This window comes from Oceanobacillus sp. FSL W7-1304, assembly GCF_037969805.1.
GTDB lineage: Bacteria > Bacillota > Bacilli > Bacillales > Amphibacillaceae > Oceanobacillus > Oceanobacillus profundus.
The window spans coordinates 3,518,780-3,535,136 of record NZ_CP150211.1; the positions used below are offsets into that span (position 1 = coordinate 3,518,780).

13 protein-coding genes are annotated in these 16,357 nt (G+C 36.2%); 12 read left to right on the forward strand and 1 reads right to left on the reverse strand.

The genetic code is table 11. The features are described 5' to 3' along the window. Window positions 1-90 precede the first annotated feature (90 nt). The 9 genes from NYE61_RS17490 (at window position 91) to lhgO (ending at window position 10,543) form a co-directional block, all read left to right on the forward strand. The gene (locus NYE61_RS17490; RefSeq protein WP_095308210.1) at window positions 91-1,143 is read left to right on the forward strand and encodes an Ldh family oxidoreductase; all 1,053 of its coding nucleotides are present in this window, start codon (window positions 91-93) and stop codon (window positions 1,141-1,143) included. Between the two features lie 89 nt (window positions 1,144-1,232). Further along, window positions 1,233-2,237 (forward strand): TAXI family TRAP transporter solute-binding subunit, encoded by a 1,005-nt coding sequence (locus tag NYE61_RS17495; protein ID WP_095308213.1) that lies wholly within the window; start codon window positions 1,233-1,235, stop codon window positions 2,235-2,237. A gap of 78 nt (window positions 2,238-2,315) precedes the next feature. Then, window positions 2,316-4,295 (forward strand): TRAP transporter permease, encoded by a 1,980-nt coding sequence (locus NYE61_RS17500; RefSeq protein WP_095308215.1) that lies wholly within the window; start codon window positions 2,316-2,318, stop codon window positions 4,293-4,295. After that, window positions 4,295-5,275 carry a hydroxyacid dehydrogenase gene (locus NYE61_RS17505; RefSeq protein ID WP_095308217.1) on the forward strand — a complete coding sequence of 327 codons (981 nt, stop codon included), beginning with the start codon at window positions 4,295-4,297 and terminating at the stop codon, window positions 5,273-5,275. The genes NYE61_RS17500 and NYE61_RS17505 overlap by 1 nt, the downstream gene beginning before the upstream one ends. Window positions 5,276-5,299: 24 nt before the next feature. Then, window positions 5,300-6,223: a dihydrodipicolinate synthase family protein gene (locus tag NYE61_RS17510; RefSeq protein ID WP_095308219.1), complete on the forward strand. Its 924-nt coding sequence runs from the start codon at window positions 5,300-5,302 to the stop codon at window positions 6,221-6,223. A gap of 185 nt (window positions 6,224-6,408) precedes the next feature. Then, on the forward strand, window positions 6,409-7,191 hold the full coding sequence (locus NYE61_RS17515; protein ID WP_095308220.1) for an aldolase/citrate lyase family protein: 783 nt from the start codon (window positions 6,409-6,411) through the stop codon (window positions 7,189-7,191). Between the two features lie 31 nt (window positions 7,192-7,222). Beyond that, window positions 7,223-8,185 (forward strand): D-glycerate dehydrogenase, encoded by a 963-nt coding sequence (locus tag NYE61_RS17520; protein ID WP_303450627.1) that lies wholly within the window; start codon window positions 7,223-7,225, stop codon window positions 8,183-8,185. Window positions 8,186-8,469: 284 nt separating this feature from the next. Beyond that, entirely contained in the window at window positions 8,470-9,171 is a 702-nt protein-coding gene (locus tag NYE61_RS17525) for a FadR/GntR family transcriptional regulator (RefSeq protein ID WP_095308224.1), read from the forward strand. A gap of 163 nt (window positions 9,172-9,334) precedes the next feature. After that, window positions 9,335-10,543, forward strand: a complete 1,209-nt coding sequence (gene lhgO, locus NYE61_RS17530) for an L-2-hydroxyglutarate oxidase (RefSeq protein WP_303450619.1) — start codon at window positions 9,335-9,337, stop codon at window positions 10,541-10,543. A gap of 819 nt (window positions 10,544-11,362) precedes the next feature. On the opposite strand, the gene NYE61_RS17535 is transcribed toward lhgO, so the two are convergent. Then, entirely contained in the window at window positions 11,363-11,728 is a 366-nt protein-coding gene (locus NYE61_RS17535; RefSeq protein ID WP_095308229.1) for a hypothetical protein, read from the reverse strand. A 272-nt stretch (window positions 11,729-12,000) separates the two neighbouring features. On the opposite strand from NYE61_RS17535, the gene NYE61_RS17540 reads away from it, so the two are divergent. The 3 genes from NYE61_RS17540 to NYE61_RS17550 all read left to right on the forward strand — a co-directional run bounded on the left by NYE61_RS17540 (window position 12,001) and on the right by NYE61_RS17550 (window position 16,355). Then, window positions 12,001-13,053 (forward strand): hypothetical protein, encoded by a 1,053-nt coding sequence (locus NYE61_RS17540; protein WP_303450616.1) that lies wholly within the window; start codon window positions 12,001-12,003, stop codon window positions 13,051-13,053. Window positions 13,054-13,328: 275 nt separating this feature from the next. Further along, on the forward strand, window positions 13,329-14,666 hold the full coding sequence (locus NYE61_RS17545; protein ID WP_303450613.1) for an alkaline phosphatase: 1,338 nt from the start codon (window positions 13,329-13,331) through the stop codon (window positions 14,664-14,666). 522 nt (window positions 14,667-15,188) lie between these two features. Next, on the forward strand, window positions 15,189-16,355 hold the full coding sequence (locus NYE61_RS17550; protein WP_303450610.1) for an ROK family transcriptional regulator: 1,167 nt from the start codon (window positions 15,189-15,191) through the stop codon (window positions 16,353-16,355). Window positions 16,356-16,357: the final 2 nt, after the last annotated feature.

Genomic DNA, 16,357 nt, shown 5'->3' on the forward strand with positions numbered 1-16,357 from the left:
ATTTGTAACCGCTTACTTAAGGTGTGGTGAGGTATAAAATTTTTCCCGATATTTATGATTATTATGAAATAGTGCATAGGAGCTGTTCAAATGTATACGGTAGATTCTTCGAGACTAAAAGAGTATTGTGAAAAAGTCCTATTAGGAAATTCAATCCCAGAAAAGGAAGCAAAGATCATTGCTGATAGTTTAGTTGATGCTAATGAAATCGGTGTTGACTCCCATGGGGTAACGCGATTAGCCGATTACATGAAACGTTTGGAAAAAGGCTTAATTGAACCAAAGACAGAACTTTCGGTAGTTAGAGAGAACAAAGCAACTATTTTGTACGATGCCAATAACGGTTGGGGACAATATGCAGGGAAAGTAGCCATGCAAAAAGCAATTGATAAAGCTAAGGAATGTGGTACAGCAATTAGTGCTGTTCAAAATTCGAATCATTTTGGAACTGCTTCCTACTTTGCAAGAATGGCAGCTAAGCAAGGTTGTATTGGTATTGTAATGACGAACGCTTCTCCGTTAATGGTAGCTTGGGGCTCTAAACGACCAACTTTAGGTACGAACCCTATTTGTATTGCGGCACCAACAAACCAACACCCAGTTGTACTAGATATGGCAACAAGTACGGTAGCTCGTGGAAAGATTAATCTTGCTGCAAAAAATAATCAAAGTATTCCGGAAGGCTGGGCGATTACGAAAGACGGAAAACCAACAACCGATGCTCAAGAAGCGCTTGACGGATATTTACTTCCATTTGGTGCTAAAGGTTCTGGATTAGCCATTATGATCGATATTATGACAGGGGTATTAACTGGATCCCTATTTGGTGATCAGATTCCGTTAATGTATGATGGCGATGAACCGCAAACATTAGGTCATATGTTTATCGTTATAGATATTAATAGTTTTATGGATATTGATGTGTATAAGGAACGAATGCAAGACCGTATTGAACAAACGGTAAAAGGTCCTGCAGCAGATGGAGTGGAACGAGTATTTATGCCTGGTGATATAGAACAGAATAAGCGCGAAAAAGTTCAAAGTGAAGGATTAGTTTTAACAGAAGCTATCTTCAATGAGTTAAAAATGTTAGGGAAACAATGTGAAGCATCCATTGAAAGTATTTTAATTTCGTATGTTTAATATATCAGATTAAATAGTGTTTAAAATCTTGGGACAAATATCCTTGCTCACGAAATATTTCAGTGAAGATAAAAAAAGGGGGCTAATCGATGAGAAATATGAAAATATTTTTGGTTGTGATGATTTTAGGCTTAGCAACAATTTTAGCTGCTTGTGGTAATAGTACTTCAGAAAGTTCTAGTGGAGGTGGATCCTCCGAGTATCCCCAATTTATCACAATTGGTGGCGCAACAAGTGGTGGTACATTCTTCTTACTTGCAAATGCAATGGCACAATTAATTGGGGAAGAGTTTCCAGAAATTGATGCAAATGCGCAGTCTACCCCGGGATCACCGGTTATCCTAGAAAATATTCAAAAAGGGAATGCGGAAATGGGGGTTGCTCAAGCCGGTGTTGCGAAAGAAGCTTATGAAGGAACTGGTCAATTTGAAGGGAATCAAATGGATAAAATCACACAGATAACGTATCTTTTCCCAAATGTAATGCAATTTGCAGTAAGAAAAGATGCTGGTATTAAATCAGTAGAAGATTTTGTAGGGAAAAGGATTGCTGTAGGTGCATCTGGAAGTGCTACGGAAATCAATGCACAAGAATTATTACAAGTGGCAGATATTACTTATGAAGATATTACACCAGAATATACGAGTGAATCACAATCCGTAGAGTTATTAAGAAATAGACAGGCCGATGGTGCGAATATGATTGCATCATTAGGTAGCTCTAATATGCTGGATTTGATGAGTAGCGGTGACTTTGAAATTTTGGAATTTGATGAAGAAATAGTAAAAAAGCTTGCGGAAGAAGTAAATATTGCATATTATCCATTTACTATTCCAGCAGATACGTATCCAAATCAACCAGAACCATTAGAAACATTTGCAGTAGCAAACTGGTTGCATGGTAGCTCTGAAATGTCTGAGGACTTTGTTTATGAGTTCTTAACAGTATTGTATGAAAATAAACAAGATCTAGTTGACATTCATATCGCTGCAGAAAATATTAACTTGGAAAATGCTTTAGATGGTAAAACTATCCCATTACATCCAGGTGCCATTAAATACTTTGAAGAACAAGGGTTAGAAATTGATGAATAAATGATGAACAGTGGGGTAGTAGAAAAAGCTACTCCACTGTCTATAGAAGGAATTACCAAATTAAAAAGAGGTGATTACATGACAAAACAACTATCTGAAGAGCAAAAAGGTGAGAAAACGATAGAATTAATAGATATTGATGAATTGTCAAAAAACCAAGACAACGAATCAAAATCACGAATTATGAAAGGGAAAACTGGACTATTAATTGCTACTATTGCTATTGCCATGTCTTCATTCCATTTATTTACTGCAGTTGTTCCAATGGTAAGTACGAAGCAGAGAGCCCTACACCTTTTATTTGCACTTGTACTTGTGTTCTTACTATACCCGGGTAGAAAAAAATCGAATAAAGGTAAACCAACGATTTTTGATTATTTATTTGCAACCGTCTCTGCAATTTCTGTTGGGTATTTATTTGTTATGTTTGACACTATTGCAAGTAGAGGAATGTCTTCAACGACAATTGATTTAATCATGGGGGCGATTACCATGATTGTTATTCTTGAAGCAACCCGTAGAAGTGTAGGAATAGAATTAGTAATTTTATCGCTACTATTTTTAGCCTATGCCTATTTAGGTCCTTATTTGCCAGGTGCGCTAGCTCATCGTGGATATACTGCTACTACGTTAATTGAGCATATGTATATTGGAAGTGAGGGGATTTTCGGAATTGCTCTAGGTACTTCTGCAACTTACATCTTCTTATTTATATTGTTTGGGGCTTTTTTGAATGGAACTGGACTATCGTCGTTTTTTACAAATGGTGCGATGGCGATTGCAGGTCATAGGGTAGGAGGACCTGCAAAAGTATCCATACTTGGTAGTGCTGGTTTAGGAATGATCAATGGTAGTGCAACTGCTAATGTTGCTACAACTGGGGTATTCACCATTCCCTTGATGAAAAAAATAGGGTACTCCAAGCGTATTGCAGGTGGTGTAGAAGCGACTGCGTCTACTGGTGGACAGTTTACCCCTCCGATTATGGGGGCTGCTGCTTTTATAATGGCAGAAATGTTAGGTATCCCGTATACATCGGTATTAATTGCTGCTATTATTCCGGCTATTCTCTACTTTTTATCGATCTGGATTATGGTCCATTATGAAGGTAAGAAAAATGGGTTAAAGGGGATACCAAAGGAACAGTTGCCTGCATTTAAGCCAATTTTTAAAGAAAGAGGGCATTTAATTTTACCGGTTATTTTGCTAATGGTTTTATTATTCATGGATTACACACCAATCTATGCAGCTTTCTTTGCAATTGTCGCAACTTTCTTAGTCTCTTACCTAAGAAAGTCCACACGTATGGATTTCAAAACGTTATTAAAAACTTTAGAAGAGGGAGCAAAAGGTGGTCTTACGGTTGCAATTGCAACTGCTGTTGTTGGTTTTATTATCGGTGTAGTATCTCTTACCGGTGTAGGATTAAAACTGGCTAATGTCATTTTAGTCCTAGCAAATGAACAGTTATTCTTAACTTTATTCCTAACGATGGTAACAGCGATTGTTTTGGGAATGGGACTTCCTACTGCTGCTTGTTACATCGTGGGTGCTACCGTTGCAGCGCCGTCCTTAATTCAATTAGGTGTAGAACCAATCGTTGCTCATTTCTTTGTGCTTTATTTTGCTTGTTTGTCAGCAATAACACCACCGGTTGCACTTGCATCTTATGCGGCTGCAGGTATCGCAGGAGAAAGTCCTTCCAAAGTAGGTTGGACGGGATTTAGATTAGGGATTGCCGGATTTATCGTACCTTTCGCCTTTGTTTATTCTCCAGAACTATTGTTACAATCCAATGATTATTTAGCGTCTGGGTTAGCATTAGTATCAGCAATCATTGGGGTATTTGCTCTTGCTACATCTGTTGTCGGTTTCTTTCTTGTTAAAAATCAGATTATTGAAAGTGTACTGCTATTTAGTGCTTCATTATTATTAATTCAGGGGGGGATCATGACGGATTCGATTGGAATTGCTATATTAGCTTTAGTCTTTTTCAATCAATTAAGGAGAAAAAAAAGACTGGATATAGCAATTGATAATAGAAAAGAGGTAATTTGATGACCCAGTATAAAGTTTTAGTAGTTCAGCCAATTTCTAGTAGCGGAATGGAGGTCTTAAAAAATGCTAATGTTGAAATCATACAACCAGAATCGACCAAGGATGAAGTACTAGAGGAAATTGTCGTTGATTGTGACGCGATATTAGTTCGAACCAAAGTGATTTCGCGCTCTTTGATAGAAAAGGCGAAGAAATTAAAAGTAATCGCTCGTTCGGGTGTAGGATATGACAATATTGACATTATTGCTGCAGCTGAGAAAGGTATTTATGTTTGTAATGTTCCTAGAGTAAATTCGAATGCTGTAGCAGAGCATGTTGTCGGGATGATAATAGCTTTGTCTCGTAACATTCTTAAAGCAGATAAAGCTCTTCGTAAAAATCATTTTGAGGTGCGAGAGTATTTTATCGGGAATGAATTAACGGATAAGACAATAGGTTTAATTGGGTATGGAAATATTGGTCAATTAACGGCGAAAAAGTGTGCTTTAGGATTAGATATGAATGTCATTGTTTATGATCCTTACATTCAAAACGAAAGATCTTTAGAAAATGTTGTATTTGTAGATTCCGTAGATACGATTTTAGAACAATCCGATTTTGTATCGTTGCATTTACCATATACCTCAGAACTTCATCATATTATTGGTGAAAAAGAATTGCAAAAAATGAAATCTACTGCATCTCTAATCAATTGTGCTAGAGGTGGCTTGGTTGATGAAAAAGCACTATATAAAGCAATAAAATATAATGAAATACGCGGAGCAGGTATAGATGTGTTTGAGAATGAACCTCCAGAAGATAATTATACTCTATGGAACTTAGAAAATATCATTGTAACACCGCATATGGCAGCGCATACCAAAGAATCCTTAGGTCAAATGGCATCTGGTGCTGCCAAAGAAATTATTAATGTATTGCAAGAGAAAGAACCAGTCAATTGTGTAAATAAGCATTTATTTAGTTCTATACAAAATATATGAAAAATAATAAGAGGAGTGTTGAACATGGATTTTACAAGTATTGCAAAAAAATTAGAGACAATTTGTGCAATTAATATTGTACCTTTTAATGAGGGTACGAAAGAAATTGATTGGCAAGGGGTAGAAGAAAATATTGAATTTTTATTAGAGAATGATACAGAGGTCATTGTTCCAAATGGGAATACCGGTGAGTTTTATGCGCTAACGCTTGATGAAGCAAAGGAAGTAGCGAGAAAAGTTACAAAACAAATTAATGGGAGAGCGACAGTGGTTGCTGGTGTTGGTTACTCGGTGGAAACTGCAATCGAATTAGGAAAAGATGCACAAGAAGCTGGTGCAGATTGTGTCATGATTCACCAACCAATTCATCCCTTCATTACGACGGAAGGTGCAATTTCTTACTTCAAAAAAATTATGGAAGCATTAGATATTCCGTCCATTATATATTTTAAAAATCCTAATCTAAGTGATGATGTTATTAAGGAATTAGCATCTCTTAAGAAATTTATAGGTGTGAAATATGCCATCAATGATTTACCACGTTTTACGCAAGTGGTTCGTGAAGTACCTAAAGAACATAACCTTGCATGGATTTGTGGTACGGCTGAAAAATGGGCACCATACTTTTATTATGCAGGAGCGAAAGGATTTACATCTGGATTGATTAATATTTATCCATCCAGCTCCCAAAAGATGCTTACTGCGCTTCGTGATGCTGATGATGAAACCGTGTGGAACATATGGAATGAAGTCATTGGCTTTGAAAACTTACGAGCAAAACATCATGATGGAAACAATGTTGTGGTTATTAAAGAAGCAATGGAAGAAGTGGGATTACGTGCAGGTGTCACTAGAGAACCAGTGAGCCCACTGAATGAAGCTGATAAAGAAGAAGTAAGAGGAATTTTAAGAAGTTGGAACATGTTAAAAGAGGAAGTAAAAAACTAAGTGCTTATCAAAAGTGATAAAAACAATAACTGTTTTGAAGCAATTGTAGAAATTATGGAATGAGAAGGTGTTGAAAAACCATTCTGAGTTCCTTAGAAGAGTTATTTAAGTCTCCTGAATGCGATATAAGATACGAATATAGAAACAATTATAAAGTAGATGAAGAATAGAGAGGAGAGGGATACATGTTTTATAATCAATTAAAAAGACGATGGAGTGAACCAACAGAAAATCCTGTACTTAGTGTTTTTGTTGGATTTCCTTCCACACAAATCATAGAAATGGCTGCATTAAGTCAGTTTGATGTCATTGTGATCGATAATGAACATGGAATGCATTCTTATGAAAATATTGAAAACATGGTAATTGCTGCAGAAAATAAAGGGATTACTCCTTTGGTTCGAACTTCATCTAGCGACCCTTCTGAACTATTAAAAGTAATGGATCGTGGAGCGCACGGAGTACACGTTCCACAGGTTGATTCTAAGGAACAGGCAGAAAGAATTGTTGAAGCGGTGAAATATCCACCTCTTGGGAAAAGAGGAGCTGCATTTTCGATGAGAGCAGCTGATTATGGCAATATTCCAATTCAACAATACTTGGAAAAAGCCAATCAAGAAACATTGATTGGAATTCATATTGAATCAGAAAAAGCAATGGTTCATTTAAACGAGATTCTTAGTGTGAAAGAAATTGATATGGTTTATATTGGACCAACAGATTTGTCCGTTTCATTAGGATACGGAGGATCAATTGATCATCCAGAAGTGTTAAAAACAATTGACAATATCTATGAAACTGCTAAAACATACGGAGTAAAAGTAGGTATCCATACAAAGGATAGAAGTGGTGCACTTATGCGGAAAAATTGGGGGGCAGACTACGTTGGGATTACCGTTACATCTTTAATTAACCAATCATTTAAGCATTTTACAAATCATGTCATAGGTAGTCTAGTTGAAAAATAAGTACTCCAATTAAGGAATGTGGGTGACCAAGATGAAAAAGATTATCGTTTATAATCCAATCTATAGCGACCTATTAAAAATATTACAGAAACATTTTCAAGTAGTTGAACTTACTAACGGAGAGAATCCAGAATTTATTCATGAGTTAAAAGATGCACATGGAATCATTGGATCGGGTTTGAAAGTAGATCGAACACTTTTGGATGAAGCACCGAACTTAGAAATCATTTGCAATATCTCTGTAGGATATGACAATTTAGACATGGAAGCTGTCAATGCACGTGGAATAATGGCAACGAATACTCCGGATGTTTTGACGGATTCTACTGCCGATACGATATTCGGTTTACTGTTAGCAACCGCTAGAAGAATCACAGAACTTGATCAGTATGTAAAGTCTGGTCAGTGGACGGGAAAAATTGGCGAGGATTTATATGGTGTAGATATTCATCATAAGACGCTTGGAATTATTGGAATGGGAAGAATCGGAAAAGCTATTGCTGAAAGGGCTCACTTTGGTTTTAAAATGAAGATTCTATATCATAATCGCTCTAGGAAGCTTAATGCAGAAGAACAATTACAAGCAGAATATGTATCGTTACAAAAGTTATTGCAACAATCAGACTTTGTTTGCCTAATGGCACCATTATCGCCCGAAACGGTTCAACTAATAGGAAAACAGGAACTTTCTCTCATGAAAAAAACAGCTATATTTGTAAATGGTGCTAGAGGACAAATGGTGGATGAAGATGCATTAGTTGAGGCTTTAAAAAAAAGAGAAATTTGTGCAGCAGGACTTGATGTTTATGAAAAAGAGCCCGTGGAACCAAAAAATCCCCTCCTTTATATGAAAAATGTCGTAACATTACCACATATTGGATCTGCAACATTGGAAACTAGGTATAAAATGGCTAAGTTAGCAGCGGAAAATTTAATTAAAGGTTTGCAAGGAGAAATCCCTCCTAGTTTAATAAATAAGGAAGTATTCATATAATAAGTATTATCCATTGCTGAAGATGGTGTTAAAAGATTAGAGCACTTCATTCGTTATAACACAACTCCATAAACTTTAGAAGGTTTGTTATCTTAAGGTAAATGTCCTACTGGTGCAGTAAATTCATTCGGTATATAAAAAGTGATAAAATTAAAATCGAACCAATATCGTTGGTAAGGATGGAATAGCTAATAAAAAATTATATTTATTGAGAACCTAGTAGAATAGGGAGTGATGTTCCTTTAAAAAAGAGTAGATAATATTATGGAAAAGGGAGATTAGTTATGATGTTAAAGCCAATACGTAGAAAACGATTATATCAGGATATTATAGAACAAATTCAGCTTTTGATTCGAGATAATGAGCTTAAACCAGGAGATAAATTACCTTCGGAGCGAGAAATGGCTGAAAACCTTTCTGTTTCTCGTACCTCGGTTAGAGAAGCAATAAGTGTGATGGAATCCGCAGGTTTAGTAGAAGTTTTACAAGGTAAAGGTGTTTTTTTAATAAATGATGAGAATACGAAATTACTAAACAAATTGGATAAACTTTTAAATAGTCAAGGTTTAAACCTTATTGAATTAATAGAGGTCCGACAGGGATTAGAAGGACAAGCCGCTTATTTAGCTGCAATTAGACGTTCAGAGACAGATTTACAAAAGATAAAAAGTGCTTATATTAAAATGGAGAAAGCTTATGCAAATGATTTGGTTGCAGCAGAAGAAGATTATGAATTTCATATTTCGGTCGTAACAGCGGCTAAAAATCCCATGTTGTTAAAAGCAGTAGAACTTTTTACAGACCCATTCATACAAGGAGTAAATATACTACGTGAAAAAAGTATTAAAAGTGGAAAAGGGCAAATAATTTTATCGGAGCATTTCGATATCTACAAGGCAATCGAAGAACAAGATGAATTAAAAGCTCAGACAGCTATGTGGAATCACTTAGTTGCAGCTAAGAAAAGATATTTTATAGACTCGTAATTTTAAGAGATAGATGGACAGGTTGGGTGGCCGATTCTTTCATTAAGATAGATTTGTACCGAAACCTGAAATAAAGGCGACAACAGATTTTGGAAGTCAACTAGTCGTACATCAAGGTGGATGACAAGCGGAACCGCGGAATTGAATACGAGGAGGAATGGACATGTTTGACTACATCATTGTAGGCGGTGGTATTGTAGGGCTTTCTGTAGGTATGAATTTAACAGAAAAATATCCAAACAAAAAAATACTTGTACTTGAAAAAGAAAAAGAACTGGCAACACATCAAACAGGTCATAATAGTGGGGTAATCCATTCAGGGATATATTATAAACCAGGTAGTTTTAAAGCACGCTTTGCAAAACAAGGAAGCAAATCAATGGTTGAGTTTTCACGTAAATACGATATTAATCATGATATTTGTGGAAAAGTAATTGTTGCTACAAATGAAAAGGAGCGTCCATTACTTAATAATCTATATGAACGCGGACTACAGAATGGGTTATCTATAAGACAACTAAATAAAGAAGAGTTACATGAAATAGAACCACATGTTAAAGGTATTGGAGCTATTCAAGTTCCAACTGCGGGAATTGTAGATTATAAAATGGTGTCAAACAAGTATGCAGAGATTATAGAGCAGCATGATGGTGAAATAAATTGTGGCGAGACTGTACTATCAATTAATGAATCTGAACATGAAGTGATAGTAGATACGAACAAGCAAAGCTATAAAGCCAAATTTTTAATTAATTGTGCAGGATTGCAAAGTGACCGAATTGCTAAACTAGCAGGATATCATATTGATATGAAAATTGTACCGTTTCGCGGAGAGTATTATAAATTAAAAGCAGAAAAAAGAAATCTAGTAACAAATTTAGTTTACCCTGTTCCAAATCCTGATTTTCCTTTTTTAGGTGTTCATTTTACGAGAATGATAAACGGAGAAGTTGAAGCAGGACCGAATGCAGTACTCAGCTTTAAACGAGAAGGCTATAAAAAGTCAGATATCAACATAAAAGATCTTGCAGAAGTTTTAACCTACAAAGGCTTTTGGAAATTAGCGAGTCAAAATATGAAGGAAGGAATTAATGAAATGGTTCGTTCTGTAAGCAAGAAAAAGTTTGTGGAAAACTTACAGCAGCTTATCCCTGAAATTAAGAGTGAAGACTTAGTCCCAGGACCAGCAGGAGTCCGAGCACAGGCTTTAAATAGTGATGGATCAATGGTTGATGACTTCCAAATCATACAAGGCAAGAAAAGCCTGCATGTATGTAATGCACCATCACCAGCAGCAACAGCCTCGTTAGAGATAGGTAAAGAAGTTGTTAAACAAATTGGCGAACGATCAGATAATTTGGTAATTGTTTGATTGAGTAGATAAGGGGTCCTATAGTTACGTGAATCATTTTTTGCAGAACTTTTATCATCTTTATAATCAAAATCATTTAGGTATAAGATTACTATTGGAAAAACAAGCTGCTTGCATAAAAACAACAAGCAGCTTTAACGCTATTTAAGAGTAATCCGTTACAACAAACGTACCAGAAGTTGCAAAATTACTTGTGGTTTCAAAAATTCCTTCCACATTCAGAGAGCTTAATCTCTCGAGTTACCATTTTTCCCTGGTTTCAATTTTCCTTTTGCAACTTGGTAGTGTAGTGAAGCGAGCTACGGGCATACTGAGTGTCGTAATAAACGATTTCTGATTATGGAATCCAGATAAAACCAGCTTCTTTTTCGTCATTACACTGACCTGTGATGGCGTCCACCTTTTCTTAGCTACTTATTCCATTCATACAAGTTTCCGTAATACTTAGAGCATCAACGGAAACATCAGCACCAAACTTCCTTGCTAATTCTAAATTATTGTCATTGATGTGTACGCCAATGACAGTAGCTTAGACGAAGCAATATGAATTGCTGATAAGCCAATTCCACTACAGAAAGTTGTGATGGAATGTGAAAAAGATGAAGCGCTTTTCAAGACATTTCATAATCGGTTGTATAGTTATTGTAGAGGAATTCAGAAATGAATTGGCTGGGGATATCTTGATTATCTAGGAGAGCTTTATTATTCGATTCCTTGGTCGGAAGATGAGGATTAAAATTATTGGATAAGGAATAGCGATACTACTTTATGGATTACGAGAATGTTCCTAAAAATGCCTTTTAATAAAGTAGTATGCTCTTATAAATTCATAGCTAGAGGTAATGATTTGTCTTGTTGCTTTTTCTTTTTCGAAGTGCTTAAATAATTATCCCAGGAAATTAGTACGTTACATGCTTGAAGTTGCTGATTAAAGTTACGAATATATGCTTTCACTGCTTTACTATTACCGTTTGCCAGCGTTCTTACAACAGAAGCAATTGCTTTGTACCAAGTACCTTCAATTTTTATGGAAATAGGATGATTGCCTTCAGTAGGCAGCGGTATATCCGGGTGAAGGCTTATGTCTGCAATTTGGTAATCCACAAATTTCGAACGAATATTTTCACGAGCAATCGTACCTTGTGTTTGATATACACAAGTAAGACCTGTATCAAGGTTAGCCATTGCTATTCCTCCTTTAGATTTTGTTTGTGAAATATATCACTTAATTATATTATATATGAAAGCGCATTTATGTAAAGACATTCATGGAAATCTTTATAGTAATTATGTCTAATTTGTGAAGCAGATAACATAATGTTAAGACCCTATAATGAAAGTACAAAGTGAACTGTCACCAGTTTTTTTCTTATAGGTACTTGGTACTGTTGTTATTCAAAAAGGCAAACGGTATCATTAGGATTGATTGTTTACTATATTTAGGAGGAATCAGTTTCGTGGTTAGATGTAAACGTTTATTATTTATGTTTTTAGCACTAATGATTTTATTTTTGGCAGCATGTAGTAGTAATAATGAAGAACAAAGTGAAACAGATATACAAAGCAGTGGAAGTATACAAGCTGGGGAAACTGAAGGTACAAAGGCGGAGAAAGTGGAAAAGGAAGTAGAGTCAGTAGATAATACGGAAGAGGTTTCCTTTGAAGTCAATCAAGTAAAAGAGGCTCCAGAAGATCAAGGAGATTCAGAAGTAAGGCTGGAAGGGGAATTTCAGATCGATAATAAGTTCGTTTCTGTAAAAGGCATGACCAATCTATTGCCTGAGTCAAAACTTGTTCTTTCAATTGAATCAGAATATGGATTGTTAGTTGGAGGAATTGATCGGACTGAGGTTAACGAAAATGGAGAGTTTGAATTGGAATATATTCTTCCAGACGAAGTAGAAGGAATCGTACATATTGAATTGAAATTTGAGCCGGCAAATCAGTATGGGGAGATAAAAAATCATTATTTAAACCAACTGGGTGGGAGCTTCGTACGAAACTATGCGAAATCAAATGAAATCTATCAAAAAGTATCCTTCCAACAGTCGGCCACAATAGATGGTGGTCAACATAATTTTTCGATTACGGAACCAAGCTGGGATTTGCCGGAGGATTATGGAAACCCCAAGGTATGGATAGAGCCAGTAATCGAGAAACAAGATGACTATGTTGTAGTAAAAATAAATAGTAACATTATAGAAGATACATTTATTCTGGCAAGAGCAGACATTCCAAATTATATTACATCAGGATTTCAGGGGTATAGCTACACGGATCCAGATGGCTCAACAGTTTTATATATTTATGATCCTGAAAAAGACAGTCGAATTAAAAATCTAACCGAGTATGATATTGTTATTACAATGAATCCATCCCATCATAATAATGGTCCACATGTCACAGAAGTATATGGAGAGAATGGTCAAAATCTTGCAGGTGATTTCGTTAACGATGAAGATGAAACCAAAGTAGTTGAGCAAACGATAACAATCACGGTAGAAGAATAGAATATATTATAGGCAAAAAACACTATCTTAATAGGGGAATTCTCTCTAGTGATAGTGTTTTTTTGGTGGATTATAATGGATTAAGTGAAAGGGATTAAATGAAGCTATATCAAGTTCTATCGGTTAATGACAAGTGGTTACAGATAACTCTATGAAAAAAGAGGTAGTTATTTAGGGTGAAAAAAGTTTACTAGACTTTTACTAGCATGTAACTTCATTTAGATATCTTTCCTTTACGCTTAAATTGTAATAAAAATTTGAGAGGAGAGTGTAGGATGTTTAAGAAGATTGGTGCTGTTGTACTTAGTACGTCCCTTGTATTGTCTGGATTAAGTATAGGAACGGTAGACGCAAAACCGGATGCTGTAGATAGAAAAGGAAAGGGAAATAAGAAGGTAGAGAATGTTATCTTCATGGTTCCAGACGGCTTTAGTGCTGATTATGCAAGTAACTATCGCGTGTACAAGGGGGAAGATGCAGTATGGGATGATCATCTAAAAGGAATGTTCACGACACATTCTGCTAACTCTGATATTACCGATTCTGCTGCTGCAGGTACTGCGATGTCTACAGGTGAAAAAACGAATAATGGTGTCATTGGAATGGATACAGAGGGCAACGAGCTTGAAACTATTTTAGAAGCATCTCAAGAAAACGGAAAGGCAACTGGACTTGTAGCAACTTCTACGATTACACATGCTACACCAGCATCATTTGCATCACATGTCGAGGATCGTAATAATGAAACGGAGATTGCTAGACAAATGCTTGAAAATGAAGTAGATGTTATCCTTGGCGGAGGGAAAAACAATTTCTTACCAATTGATCAAGGCGGAAATCAGGAAGAGCTTAATTTAATTGAGCAAGCTGAGGAGCAAGGATATGAATTGGTAGAAACACGAAGTCAATTACTAGACAATAAGCAAATTGCACTTAAGAAAGGTGAAAAGCTTTTAGGCTTATTTGCAGATGATGCACTTGCTCCAGAGCTTCATCGTGCTGAAACAGAAGAACCTAGTCTTGCTGAAATGACTGAATCTGCAATTGATGTTTTGGAAGAAGACAAAGACGGATTTTTCTTAGTAGTTGAAGGAAGTCAAATTGACTGGGCAGGTCATGCTAATGATGCAGCTTGGGCAATGTCTGATGTCGCTGCATTTGAAAAGGCAGTTGAAGAAGCAATCGATTTTGCTAAGAAAGATGGAAAGACACAAGTAATTGTTGCAGCTGATCATGATACTGGTGGGATGACAACTGGTTCGAATGGTTCAATGGATTTAAATGCTGATCTATTAACAGATGTAACAGCTACAGGTGATTACATGGCAACCCAATTAAACGAAGACCGCTCCAATGTAAGTGAAGTTCTGAAAACACATACTGGATTTGAGTTAACAGAAGAAGAAATTAATGAAATTCAACAAGCTGATAATGCGCCACTTGCTATTAATACGATTGTAAGCGACCGTGCAAGCATTGGATGGACAAGTACTAATCATACAGGTGCTGATATTCCAGTCTATGCTTATGGTCCACAAACACATAAATTTGTTGGGTTCCATGATAATACGGATCTTCCTAAAATTATTGCTGAGGCGATGAAATTGAAGTAAAGAAGGTGAGAGAGAAGCGAGAGATATTTCCCTCGCTTCTTTTTATGCATTTTCTTAATAGGTACTCCGTCTTATTCGATTAATAACGTGTCATTTTTGATTATCTTGCCACTAGTAAATGATTTCTTGTCTGAATTTAAATATTCTGCTAAATTAAAGGAGAGAGTAGGTGAATAAATGCACTTCATAAAAGAAACAATCAAAAGCTTCAATACACTTGATCGTTCATCAGGAAACATCGGCTTTCGTTGTATAAAAGATACATAATGAAGGTGTAATAGATTTTGAATAACCTCTTCGGATTGCAAATGCCTGCAAATCCTTACTTGTACAATGGTTTTATCATTTTTAGATAGTTTTATTCTTCAATCTCAACATCAGACATAATGGACTCCATATTTCTAGACATATCTTGTACTCTTTGCAGGAATATTTTCTACAAGTGGTTGTGTTTAATTAGTTAATTTAATTAATCATGTTATAATATATTTACAAGTATCAAGAGATATAGGAGGACTTTTCATGCAGCGGGGCACATTCCAATTAATGAAATCAGTCAATAAATCAATCATTCTCAATAAAATAAGAACATCGGAACCTATTTCCAGGGCTCAAATAGCTAAGGATACAAAGCTCACCCCACCAACGGTAAGCAGTATTGTGAAAGAATTGATCGAACAGGAATTAGTTAGAGAGAGTGATCTCGGCGAATCCAAGGGTGGGCGAAAACCGACGATGCTTCATATTAATAATAATGCCTTCTATGTTGTTGGCGTAGATGCTGGTCCAGAAACGGTTGAGTGTATTCTTGCTGATTTATCTGGGAAGATCGTTGAACGTGTTTCTAGTAAGCTAAACATTCCAATTACAAATGATCAGTTTATCAGTATTTTAAAAGAAAATATACATAAGATTTTACATACATCAAAACCGTATCATGATAAAATTCTAGGGATTGGAGTAGCAATGCATGGGGTTGTGGATATAGAAACTGGTACCTCACTTGTAGCACCAAACCTGGATTTAAGAAATATTCCAATCAAGCAAAAACTTGAGGAAGAATTTAACTTAGTGGTCAACGTTGAAAATGATGCCAGAGCAATGGCACTTGGCGAGTCATGGTTTGGAGGACACGGCGATGCGGATAGTATGGTTGCTGTAAATATTGGAAGAGGCGTCGGTTCAGGTGTTGTTATTAATGGAAAGCTGTACCACGGCGCTCAGGATATTGCTGGTGAGATAGGCCATATGACGATAGATATTAATGGAGAGATTTGTGAATGTGGAAGCCGCGGTTGTTTGCAGACCTTCGCCAGTGGTGTCGCTATTGCTGAGAGAACCAGAAAAAAGCTAGAGGGGAAATCAGAAACAATTACAGGCGAAGAAGTATACAAATTGGCCGAATCTGGTAATACGGCATATATTGAAATTCTTGAAGAAACTGGAATGATTATTGGTATCGGCTTAACAAATTTAATACATCTAATAAACCCAAGGAAAATTGTTCTCGGCGGAGGGGTGATGAAGAGTAAGAAATTCATCTTGCCAAAAATTAAGCAAACGATTGAACAGCGTGTACTCAGTCCGGCTGCAAAAGAAACCGAAGTAACAGTAACAAAACTTGGTGAAGATGCAACACTGTTAGGGGCAGTCTCGCTATTATTGGTGGAATTGTTTGATCCAGTTTGATG